Source organism: bacterium (genome assembly GCA_024228115.1).
In the GTDB taxonomy this organism is placed as follows: domain Bacteria; phylum Myxococcota_A; class UBA9160; order UBA9160; family UBA6930.
In genome coordinates this window covers 1-10,827 of record JAAETT010000594.1, presented here as the reverse complement: position 1 = coordinate 10,827, position 10,827 = coordinate 1, and the positions used below count along the sequence as shown (strand labels likewise).

Sequence of the window (10,827 nt, the reverse complement as noted above, 5' to 3'; positions counted from 1 at the left end):
TGTGCGCCCCGTTCCGCGGCGAACTGCCTGGGCCGATCTCCTACAGCGTGTCTTCGAGGTCGATGCGCTTTGCTGCCCCCGTTGCGGCGAGCCGATGCGCCTTCTCGCTGCCATCGAAGACCCCGACGTGGCCCGCAAGATCCTCGAGTGCCTTGGCCTGCCTGCGCGCGGGCCCCCGCTCGGAGCCGCACCGGGCCCATCGGTCGACTCCGATCCTGACTCCTGGGACGAGGAGTCACACTGGGACTTGGATCAAGCGCCTCCCGGCAGCTGACCCACGAACTCGGACCAGCCTCTCGCCCTGGCACCAGAGCTGGATCCCGGCAGAGGACAGGATCCGCCTCGATGCCGATCCCGCAACGCCACCCCTGCGCCCGCACCATGGCGATCTCTCACCCGACCACCACCATCCGCGGATCTCCTGCGCACACCAGCCACCCAACCCGTTGAAATCATCCCCCGACGGGGCGATCCCCGGTCGGCGAGTAGTCGACGGAACACCTACTACCCGGTCATTGAGCGAAAACGCAGCCTGAATTCCCTATCTTCCCGGCGCAGCTCGGCCTGTGTGGGTAGAAGCTCGCGGACTTCGAGGGCGGAGTTGGGCAATCGCTCGAACAGCGCGATTCGATCCCAGCGGATCTCGAAGGTCGTGCGCAGCCGCAGACGCTCTACTCCCTCTTCAAGTTTGTTCGTGAGATCGATTACGATGGTCTTCGTCTTGCCGGCTGGCATTCCAACCACAACGTCTACTGGCAACCACTGCCCGTTCTGTAGTTCCATCTCGAGAGTTGGCGGGACAACGACCAGGCTGGGGTTCTGGGACATCGCGATATTCGTGCTTGCATCGCCATACTGAAGCCAGCCAGTCAGAGCCATCACAGGCCGCTGTAGCTCTTTGAGTGGGCCGAAATCGAGGCTCAGAATGAGTTCCTGTGTCTTGCCGCGAAGCGGCGGCGGCAAGCCGGTGCCGGGCGGTGCGAAGACACCATCGATCTCGAGCACGGAAGCCGTACGATCGATGCCATCGTCGCCTAGCGCGCTCCGAAGTGAACGTCGTTCGCGTAGCGCCCAGAGCTCCGAGGGCGGAAATGGTGGTGGCATCAGGCGGTCGGTGGGATGGACCTCGGTACCGAAGTCGTGGTCTACGGCCACAAGTCGAGCGTGATCCAGGTAGAGCACTTCGCGAAGCTCCTCGGTTAGCTCCAACACATAAGCGCTGCCGCGAGGTACCAGCTCGCTGCTGTCTCCTACCAGCACGAACTCATCCGGGTCAGCGGCCAGCACCTCGCCCCGCCGCAGCGAGAGCCCGACGGGCGAGTTTCCAAGCAAGTCGGTGACAAAGCGGAAAGACCGACCATCCCACGCGTATAGAAAGGGGCAGGAACCAGCAGCGACGTTCTGCTCGACGATGGTGAGCGCGCCATCGGAGGCAGAGGCCTCAATCTGGTTGTCCACAACTCCGTTCGTCCACACGGTCTGCACGGAGTCGAGCTGTCGATGGTCACCGAGACCCAGCTCAATGGGAAGGGCGTGTAGCAAGCGCGCCGTGCTGAAGTTGCCCGCTCGGACCTGCACGCGAGTGCCAATTCCTGTGGGGTTGGTCTTGGTGCCCTGGAGTCTGACCTTGAGCTGCCCGTTTCGCTGGCCTCCCTCGTTGCGTACCAGCTCCAGACCAGTTTCGGTTACCAGCAGTAGATCGCTGTCGCCATCGTTGTCGAAGTCCGCCGCCAAGGTATCGTGCACCGCCGAAAGCTCCGCGGACGCCAACTCTGTGGCACTGGTGGCGTCCCACCAGTTGCCGTCCCCGAGATTGCGCCACAGGCGTAGTGCCCCGCCGCCCAGCCGTGTGCCCGCAACGCAGAGGTCGAGCCGGCCATCATTGTCATAGTCGATCAGCGTGGCGGCCCTCGGCTCCAGGTCACCCAGTTCGAGGTGTTGACGCTTCCCACCACCGCCCGGGAGAGTCAGCACCTTCGTGTCGTCGACGAGCACCGCGTCGGGCCACTCATCGCCATCGAGGTACTCGAGCAGAAGATGGCGAGCGGGAGGCCACGGGCCGGGAGGATCAGGTCGGGCAGCGAACTGGCCGACACGCTGGTTCTCAAATAGCTGTGTGGGTCGATCACCGCGAGCGAGAACGAGATCGATGGCCTCATCGCCGTCGAGGTCTGCGGCGCTGAGATCGACCACGGCTCCATCGTCACGAATGCCTGCGGCGGTGGTGACGTTCTTGAAACGACCATCGCCGCTGTTCTGCCAGAGCTCTGTGCCGCTCTGGCGCGCCACCGCGAGATCGACATCGCCGTCGTGTTCATAGTCCACCCAGCGCGCGGTATTGCCAGTGAGATCCGACAGCCCCGCTCGCGTCGTGACATCATCAAACCCGCCAGAAAGTTCCTGCTCCAGCAGCAATGCACCTCCGGGGCTCAGGATCAAGACGTCGTTGCGCGCGTGGAGAGAAGGGTCGTAGCGGACACCCTCGGGCACAGTGTTGTGGAAGTCGCCAACGATGGTGACAACGGGCCCACTCTCCATGATTGAGCGCGGAACCTCGATATTCACCGGAGTTCTCACAAATCTCCCGTCCTCTCCCAGTCGCAGCAAGCTCAGTTGGCCCTTGGGTTCAACGAGCAGCAGCGTATATCGTCCACTTTCGTCGACCTCCAGGACAGCGGCGCTCGCAGCCGCGCCAGCAATCGCCAGCTCGTGGCTTGCGTTCTGGAAGCGAACCGCGATGCTGGAAGCTGCAGCCTGTGGCGCGGCGCGAAGCGCAGGCTCGGCTTGCGTGTGGATACAGCGCTCAAGGGCGTCGGGGGAACGGTCCTGCTCACCAACCAGATTGCGCAGCCTTAGAAGCTCTCGCTGTCGCCGCTCGAGTTCTTCACGATCACCTTCCCGACGGACGTAGCCCACCAGGCGATAGTGTGCTGCCGTGTGTAGAGGATCGAGGCGTACTGTCTCGCGCAGCTGCTCTACGGCACCCTCATGGCGACCGGCGGCTTGGTAGGCGCTCGCGAGCTGGAAGCGCAGGGCGGTCGTATGCGGATCGAGACGGGCCGCCTCCTCGAAATGTCCGATGGCTTCTTCGAAGCGCGAGTCGTGTGAGAAAGCCAGCCCAGTGAGGTAGTGGGTGGTGGCTGCTTCCGGTTCGAGCTCGCGTGCGCGCGCCAGCGTCTGGTGGAGTTTCTCCGAGGGGCGATCCAAGAGATAGGCGCGCGCCAGATTTCGCTGCGCCAAAGCGGATTTCGGGGCCAGCTCGGTGGCCTTCTCAAACGCTTCGGCTGCCTTCGCCGAATTCCTGTTTTCGAGATGAGCGATGCCGAGGTTCGTCGTCTTGGCGAAGGCCGGCGACAGCTCGGCTGGCGTTCCGGGGCCACAGCGCGGAAGCAGCAGCAGGATGGCAAGTAGCGCAAGCGTTCTCGTGCTCTGGACCTTTGCGATCGACATGGGCGGGTGGCCAGTCTAGCCCCGGTACCTGCCAGGAGCGATGGGCCGAGGCGCCTCTCTCGGGCTGTCTACTCTCCATTTCGCTGCGCCACTGCTCTCCAGATTGTCGTGAGCCGCGGCCATGGTTGGGATTTCCCCCGAATTGTGGTTTGATAACGAGGTCGCCGGCCCAAGAGCGTCCCTGTGACAAATTGGGCAGACTCTGTCTATTGGGCAGACTCTGTCTGGAGGGAAGACAGGAGGCAGGACACATGAGTGAGGCGAGTGTGAGACACTCCCACATTCTTCCGTTCCGGCTGAGGACCGCGCTGATACTCGCCGCAGGGCTCTGCTGGCTCGTCCTGGTTCCCCTGCAACTGACCCTCTTCCTCCTCATGTGCCTGGCGGGGATCGGGCTTCTCGGAGCAATCCTGATCGAGATCTTCTATCCGCCTTCCGAAGAAGAACTGGCGCAGCACACACCCCTGAACCTCGACGAACGAAAGCGCTGGTAGACCTCGGCCTTCACCGCTCCTGCAAACAACTGTGCCCGTCGAGAGTGATCCCGACGGGCACAAGCGTATCGAATGCGAGAGACGAGCTATGCGGTTGTCGTGACCTCGGCCCCCTCATCTGAACCGGCCGGCAGGTTGACGAAGATCCCAATCAGGCCACGGATTCCGATCGAGTTGATGATGTTGTACATCATGGCCAGGTAGGCCGCGACCATCAGGCTGCCGAAGAAGGCAGCGCCGACCATCTCTAGCCTGAAGGGATGATCCGCTTCGTACATCGTTCGGCGCAGCATACCGTCCATTCCTGCGAGCCCCATGCAGACCGACATTCCGATTCCGCCGATCAGATGCGCCCAGAAGTGGAAGCTCGTCAGGAACTTGCTCTTCAGCGGAGTGTCGTTTGTGAGCATGGGGAAGAGGGCGTAGAGCGCTGCATACAGCGTCATGCCGAGACCGATCAGTAGTTGCATATGGGCGTGAGCTCCGATCACCCACTGCGTATTGTGCAGAATGCGATTCATGCCGAGGTCTGCCTGGATGATCCCCGCCGGCACGCCCAGAGAAAAGCCGAGGATGCCGCCCAGTAGGAATTTCAGCTGCGGTGTCATCTTCAGCGGTCGTGCGTCGTGCAGGGTCTTGAGAGTGACGAAGATGGCAATGCCTGAAGTAACCAGCTCGAAGGCCGTGACCATCTCTCCCGAGAGGATCTTCATCCAGTTCCACTGCGGTTGATCAGCGAGCAGGTGATGGCCCCATACATTCCAGGACACCACCAATTCTACGAGTAGTGCGGCGCGTGCCACATTCTCCATGAACAGCTTCCGGCCAGAAATCAGACCCGCTAGCAGATACCAGGTGCCCGCTACGTAGATCAGCACCAGACCGTCCGCGATCAGATCCAGCCCCCACCAGTAGATGTTCTTGTAGATGAGCGCGTCGAACCAGGCCGTTGGCAAGGGCTCCCCTGCGAAGAGATAAAGGGCGTGAATCAGAAACACGATGGAGATTCCGCCGAGTACCACGGCATCCAGTAGGGTATCGATGGTTCCGCGGAAGATCGCCACGATCGGCAAGGGCATCAACGGCTCGGCCACCTTCTTGCCCCGCCAGCGTCTGTAGACGTTCACGAAGCCATCGATGCCCACAGCCGACATCAACAGCGGACCCATCGGCTCCTCGCCTTCACTCCGACTGAAAACCGTCGCAAAGATGTTGTAACAGAAGATGACAACACCGGTCATGATCAGAATATTGCCCAGCGAGAAGACCAAGAGCGCGATTGGCTTGAATTCTGTCACGGGCAATGGCCAGTAGTTCGTATAGAGTGCGCCGTAGCGAAACGCGAACCCTGCCATCCAGACTGTCACAACGCCGACAGCCATGGTCATCCAATTGATTTCTGCCAGCTTCTGGCTGTACAGGCTCTTCTTCATCAGCGTCGGTACCAGAAAGTAGAAAGCACCGAAGACCAGCATGAAGCTACCGCCGAAGATTCCCACCATTGGATGGGCTCCCATCAGCGCGAAATAGTGATCCGCATCCATCAGCTCGAAGCTGATCTGCTGCCCGCGCATCATCATCCCTTCCATGATGCAAAGCCCATAGAAGAGGAGGGAGATCACAGCGAAACGAAGCGAGACACGTTGCAGGGGCGTGAGTTCTGAAGCATCTAACATGGCGCTAGCTCCTCAAGGGATTCGAAAGCTGCAGGGAAAGAGCCGGAGCAAGGGGACTAGAAGAGGGCGGAGGCCAGAGAATCGGATGCAGAACCTGAGACAATCACGACATCCTCTGCGATCATGCCCTCTCCCTTCGGCCCAGAATACTCGGTAGAGCGAATCGTATACTTCCCAGGTTTGTCAAAGAGCCACACGAGATCGTTGTCGTGCCCAGGGACCACCTGCATCTGGAACATCATGGAACCGTCTTCGCGAAACACGCCAAAGCCGTAAGTGAGGTCCGACGAGGTCACGTTGAAGCGCACCATGTTCCCCGTCTCGATTTCGATCCTCTTGGAGGGGAAGAGGAACTCGTGTTCTGCCATCTGAATCTCGAATTCCTGGTCGATCGGCTGCTTGTCACGTGCCAGATCCCACTTCACCCACGGAATCTTGTTGAAGGTGAAGACATGGATCCCCACGCCAAGGAAAACGAGCGTGGCGACCCAGACGTAGAACGCCTTCTTGGAGTTGGGGTTGGTCGCACCGGCGGTGGTGACACGCGCGGCGAAATACCCAATGAATGAAATCGCGATCAGTGTGTAGGCAAGGTAGACGACCTTCATCAAAGCAAAGACACTTGCCGAATCCGTCATGAGCGATCTCCACGATCCGCTGCCTGACGCCGCGAATCACTAGGGGGTGAACAGCCGATAAAGCGATCTAAAGATCTACCAATTGCCTTCGTGAGAGAGCAATTGGTGTGCCAATGGAAGCTGGGCAGTAGTTGGCGCATCTGGGTGTTACTGCTCGTACAGAACTGGGCTCGCTCCGGCACAGGTGTGATGCGAGCTACTCATCCAGCTGTCTGCAGAGTGACCGGTCGCTGGGCACGGGCCGCCTAGCAAGTAGGCAAGCTTGCAGCTGACGAGAGCTTGCGGCTGCCAGTCCGGGCGACGGCTGTTTTGATGCTTTTTCGAGCAGCTGCTACCTAGGAGCGTCGCATGAGTCCGGTCCACAGGAAGCAGTGAAGATGAATGCAGCGAGAGGCAAGGGTGCAGAGGCCGAAGGCGATCACGGACAGATCGCAAGACGGCGTTTTGTTTGTTGCGCCGCAGTAGGCTCTCTGCTGGTACTCGTCACCCTGAACGGGGCGTTCTTCTGGAAGCTGACGACCGCGGTACCTCATTCGACTCCCCTCGATCTCAGCCGGCAGAGCCAGAGAAGGGTGGTTGAACTTCGCGGACTCTTTCCCGGTCGGTATCATCTCGCGATCGAATTTTCCATTCCCGAAAATTTCGAGGATACAAAGAGCTTCTATCGAGGAAGCGGTGCAGAGAGAATTCATCAAGATCTCGATGTCGATCTTGAACTTCTCCTCACGGATGAGAATGGAAGGTCGCTGCTCGAAGCAGCCGGTGGAACTCGAGGCTGGAAGATCTACAACAGACCTCACCTCGAGCACGCAGATGGCGGACTAGAGAACTTCTCCTTCGAGGCAAGTCCGTTTCATTCGTATTCACTTCGGACAGCTGTACTTCGCGCGAGTCCCTCCGCTGCGCCCTACCGCGCATCGCTTCTGCTCTATGCGGAAGGCATCGAATACTTGGGGATCAAGGCCGCCATCTACAACAGCCTGCTCCTCATCGTCCTGATCATGGTCATTGTCTTGGTCTGGGCTTATCGCTTCGGTGAGGCCGATGAAGACATCCCCTCTCTGTCTTAGAGCAGCCCGGTGCAAGGCTCGCGTGCCTGCCCCCGACGGGGCGATCCCCGGTCGGCGAGTAGTCGACGGAACACCTACTACCCGGTCATTGAGCGAAAACGCAGCCTGAATTCCCTATCTTCGCCCCCTCATTTTCGGTGCTGCGCATAGCTCGGGATCGGCTGTGCGTTCTCATTGTCGGATCGGCCGACTCCCGTGCCTGTGCCGAAATGCGGCCCACCACCTATGCGGCCCTCCGGTAGTAGTGTTTGAGGATTCCACCAAGCCTTTCCCGGTACTCAACGACGCCGTCAAAATCGGGCTCGACGCTCGTTTTCTCGATCAGCTCATTATCGAGCCCCTGGTGATTTCGCTCCAAGTGGTAGTGCTCCGTGTATTCCTCAACGGCCTTGCGAAGGTGGCACTCGCCCAGTGGGATAATCTTGGCCAGACACTCTGATTTGACGGACTGCACAAACCGCTCCGCGTAGGCGTTCAGATTGGGGCTCCGCGCCGGGAGCTTCACTGCCTTCACACCGGATGGCTTGAGGATATCCCGGAACCGATTTGTGAAGAGCGGATCGCGGTCGTGGATGAGATAGCGAGCCCCATTCAAGAACCCCGAATCACAATCGGTGAGATTGCGCGCCATCTGTTTCATCCATTCTCCATCGGGCTGCCGGACGATTCCGGCAATCTCGACCCTACGAGTCTTGAGGTCGATCACGAAGAGCACGAAGTAGCGAACCAAGCCAACCCGTGTCAGCACCTCGACGCTGAAGAAATCGGTTGCCGCAATCGCTCCCCAGTGAGCCTTCAGGAACGTCTCCCAAGACATCGTTCTTCCTCGAAGCGGAGCGGGATCCAACCCATTTCCAAGGAGAATTCGCTTGATCGTATTCCGGCCAATATCGTGCCCCAAGTTGTAGAGTGCTCCTCGGATTCGCGTGTAACCCCACGTCGAATTCTGACGAGCCATCTGCAGGATCAGCTCCTCGATCTCGGCAGCTGTCCTGGGGCGGCCGACAGCGCGGCTCTTGCTGCCATCGTACTTCCTCGAGATCAACCTCCTATACCACCGAAGCAAGGTGTCCGGCGTCACCAAGGTGCTGATCTCGAAGAGCCCTCTTCGGCCGATCGCCTTGGCCTTCGCTGCGAGACGCCGGCGCTGACGATCTGTGAACAGCGGCCGCTTTCCTCCCAGCTGCTCTCTGAGCGCCCGGTTCTCTTCGAGCAAGTACTCGATGACGTCCTGCTGACTGCGATTCACCCATCCGGCAAAGGTCAACATCAGAAACTGGAGCTGCAGAGTGTTCATGGGGGCGAAGATAGACCAATCAGCATGCTGGAAATGGACCGAGGGCACCCGGCCCCTGCCCTTCCAACTGACCGAATTCCCTCACCTTCCTCATCGGCCGAGTTTCCGCACAGGACGCGGTAGCGCCTACGGAACGTCGGCGCAGATGTTCGTTCCCGTGTCGGTCGGAAGAACGACCGTGGTGAGATAGCTCGATGCGGCGCCCCGCGTGTAGTCGCCCAGCACCCTGTAGACGGGCGAGGCGTCCTGTCCCTCGTTCGCCCAGTCCCCCACCGATTCCAGAGCGCCGAATCGTCCTTCATCTTCAGTCTTGTCGGGCCCGACGTCGGTGTAGTGCGCGTACATGCGGATGTTCGGCACGGTGATGTTGTCGAAGTAGTGCCAGTAGACGCAGTACATGCGAGGGTCATTGACGACGTTGTCGTACAGCGCCTCGAGCTTGTCCTTCTGCGCCTGCGTTCCCGGCGCGTTGAGCGGCACGATGTAGTGCTGTCCACCCTCGTAGGCGGTCAGGAGGAGGTCCGTGTTGGCTGAAGCTGCGAGCGCTGCCTTATGCGCCGTAACCTGCTCTGGCATCGTCGTGGCGTCCGGATCTGTACGGATGCCGACCGTCGGATTGCCCGGGTCCGGTTGGGGAAAGACCGACATCGGGAAGAGTGCCGCAACGGCCGCCATGTTCGGTTCCGAAACGGCCGCCTCCACCACCTGAAGGAAGAGATCGACCGTCGCAGGCGCATTTGGATCCAAGCTGTCGACGAGGAAGTTCAGGTCTTCGTCCGAGAACGTGGTGCGCGCTTCGAAGTAGGGTGCGATCGCAACGGCATCCGCCTTCGTGGAAGCCGGCACTCCGTTGTCGTCGGGAACGTTCGCCGACAGGATCTGCTGAGCGACGCCGATGTTCGCCGATTGACCTGCCAGTACGCGAACCGTCGTTCTAGCTGGATCTGCCGCGGCGAACGCATCGAAGCGCTCTACGGCTAACCTCGCGTAGTTCTCATAGACGGTCTCCGAGGGGTCGATGTCTCTCACGTACGCATGCTGAGGAAAGAACCCGTTCCAGACCTCGTTCGAATACTCCTGGAACACGGCGATCCCTGGGTCGAGATCAGTTTTCAGCAGGTTTGCGAGCTCCGTCGCATATTGCACGTCAGCCTGGTGGGGGTAGTTGATCCATATCGGCTTGAAGAAGTGGTTGCCCAGTCTCGCGATGACCTCGTACGGTACGCCTCCGGCAGTGGCCCAGCTGTAATCCTCTACCTCACCGCGCTGCGACCAGGAGGTGATCGGTGAGAAGTTCGTCTGGAGCCAATCCATGAAACGAATCGGGTTATCGGGGTGGGTCGGGCCCAGCTGGAAGTAGGCGTCGAGCGAGGAGAGGAAGTCGGGATTGAACAACTCCGAGTCGTTCGCCGGAAGTGCACCGGCGGCGAGGTTCTCGTAGGCGACGGCCATGTCTGCGGGCACCAGGCGGAAGTTGGTCGGTGGCGCTGTGCCGATCTTGTGCAGGTAGACGAAGAAGTTGCCCTCTGCGGTGAGCTGGTTGATCGACAGCGTGATCTTGTGTCCGCCGCCCGAAGTGGGGCTCCAGTTCGCCACGACGGCCGGGTCGGTCCCGCAGCCTCCCTGGCATGTGAACTCGAACATGTCCGCTAGCAGCTCGCCGTCGAACATGAACACCCAGTCCATGGCAACGATCGGCGTGTGGTCCTTGTGAGCGGGATCATTGAGCCATATCGCGGACTTGATCGCCTGCTCGTTGGCTGGAATACCCATCGCCAGGGGTATCGCCGTGGGATTGTCATGGCTGTCTACGGGCACGGCGAGGAACGGCGTGGTGTCCGCGCAGAAGAACGGATTCCCTGCGAAGTTGCAGGCAGCCCAAGAAGAGGACTGCTTCATCACGTTCAAGAAAGGAAGCTGCGTACTCGACGACCCGACACCGGCCAGGTTCGTTCCGCCGGTCGGCTTAAACTTCGGGGTGCAGCCTGGGCCAGAGCTCGAGAACGCAACGACAAGGAGGAGAGCTGTTGGCGATCACGAGAAACCGTAGAAATCTGATCATCTAGGAGTCTGCGCGGTAGAAGCGAGATCGGCCGCGTAGCGTGGGATTCTCGGTTGAATTGTTGCGGTGAGTAGGGTCTGGGGCGCCCGGGACCGCGAAGGCTCCGGATCGGGTGTGAGCCGGGGTTGCCCTGGAAGCCG

The 10,827-nt window shown here is 60.2% G+C and carries 8 protein-coding genes; 3 read left to right on the top strand and 5 right to left on the bottom strand.

Going from position 1 to position 10,827, the window contains the following annotated elements; genetic code table 11:
* On the top strand, nucleotides 1-274 hold a 274-nt coding region (locus tag GY937_25060; protein ID MCP5059986.1), incomplete at its 5' end, for a hypothetical protein.
* Between the two features lie 230 nt (nucleotides 275-504).
* On the opposite strand, the gene GY937_25055 is transcribed toward GY937_25060, so the two are convergent.
* The gene (locus tag GY937_25055) at nucleotides 505-3,450 is read right to left on the bottom strand and encodes a tetratricopeptide repeat protein (protein ID MCP5059985.1); all 2,946 of its coding nucleotides are present in this window, start codon (nucleotides 3,448-3,450) and stop codon (nucleotides 505-507) included.
* A gap of 251 nt (nucleotides 3,451-3,701) precedes the next feature.
* Between GY937_25055 and GY937_25050 the strand changes: the two genes are divergently transcribed.
* Nucleotides 3,702-3,944, top strand: coding sequence for a hypothetical protein (locus GY937_25050; protein MCP5059984.1), 243 nt, complete (start codon nucleotides 3,702-3,704; stop codon nucleotides 3,942-3,944).
* An 86-nt stretch (nucleotides 3,945-4,030) separates the two neighbouring features.
* Here the strand turns inward: GY937_25050 and GY937_25045 are convergent, their stop codons facing one another.
* A complete protein-coding gene (locus GY937_25045) occupies nucleotides 4,031-5,620 on the bottom strand; it encodes a cbb3-type cytochrome c oxidase subunit I (protein ID MCP5059983.1) in 1,590 nt (529 codons plus the stop codon).
* 56 nt (nucleotides 5,621-5,676) lie between these two features.
* Nucleotides 5,677-6,258 carry a cytochrome c oxidase subunit II gene (locus GY937_25040; protein MCP5059982.1) on the bottom strand — a complete coding sequence of 194 codons (582 nt, stop codon included), beginning with the start codon at nucleotides 6,256-6,258 and terminating at the stop codon, nucleotides 5,677-5,679.
* A 377-nt stretch (nucleotides 6,259-6,635) separates the two neighbouring features.
* Between GY937_25040 and GY937_25035 the strand changes: the two genes are divergently transcribed.
* Nucleotides 6,636-7,328 carry a hypothetical protein gene (locus GY937_25035; GenBank protein MCP5059981.1) on the top strand — a complete coding sequence of 231 codons (693 nt, stop codon included), beginning with the start codon at nucleotides 6,636-6,638 and terminating at the stop codon, nucleotides 7,326-7,328.
* Nucleotides 7,329-7,551: 223 nt separating this feature from the next.
* Here GY937_25035 and GY937_25030 read toward each other — a convergent pair whose 3' ends face one another.
* Complete coding sequence (locus tag GY937_25030) at nucleotides 7,552-8,625, bottom strand: transposase (protein ID MCP5059980.1); 1,074 nt, start codon at nucleotides 8,623-8,625, stop codon at nucleotides 7,552-7,554.
* Nucleotides 8,626-8,751: 126 nt separating this feature from the next.
* On the bottom strand, nucleotides 8,752-10,533 hold the full coding sequence (locus GY937_25025; protein MCP5059979.1) for a hypothetical protein: 1,782 nt from the start codon (nucleotides 10,531-10,533) through the stop codon (nucleotides 8,752-8,754).
* Nucleotides 10,534-10,827 lie beyond the last annotated feature (294 nt).

What these genes read in the sequence shown, in the direction of transcription:
- GY937_25055 (MCP5059985.1), bottom strand. Translation starts at nt 3,450, where the DNA reads ATGTCGATCGCAAAGGTCCAGAGCACGAGAACGCTTGCGCTACTTGCC.
- GY937_25050 (MCP5059984.1), top strand. Translation starts at nt 3,702, where the DNA reads ATGAGTGAGGCGAGTGTGAGACACTCCCACATTCTTCCGTTCCGGCTG.
- GY937_25045 (MCP5059983.1), bottom strand. Translation starts at nt 5,620, where the DNA reads ATGTTAGATGCTTCAGAACTCACGCCCCTGCAACGTGTCTCGCTTCGT.
- GY937_25040 (MCP5059982.1), bottom strand. Translation starts at nt 6,258, where the DNA reads ATGACGGATTCGGCAAGTGTCTTTGCTTTGATGAAGGTCGTCTACCTT.
- GY937_25035 (MCP5059981.1), top strand. Translation starts at nt 6,636, where the DNA reads ATGAATGCAGCGAGAGGCAAGGGTGCAGAGGCCGAAGGCGATCACGGA.
- GY937_25030 (MCP5059980.1), bottom strand. Translation starts at nt 8,625, where the DNA reads ATGAACACTCTGCAGCTCCAGTTTCTGATGTTGACCTTTGCCGGATGG.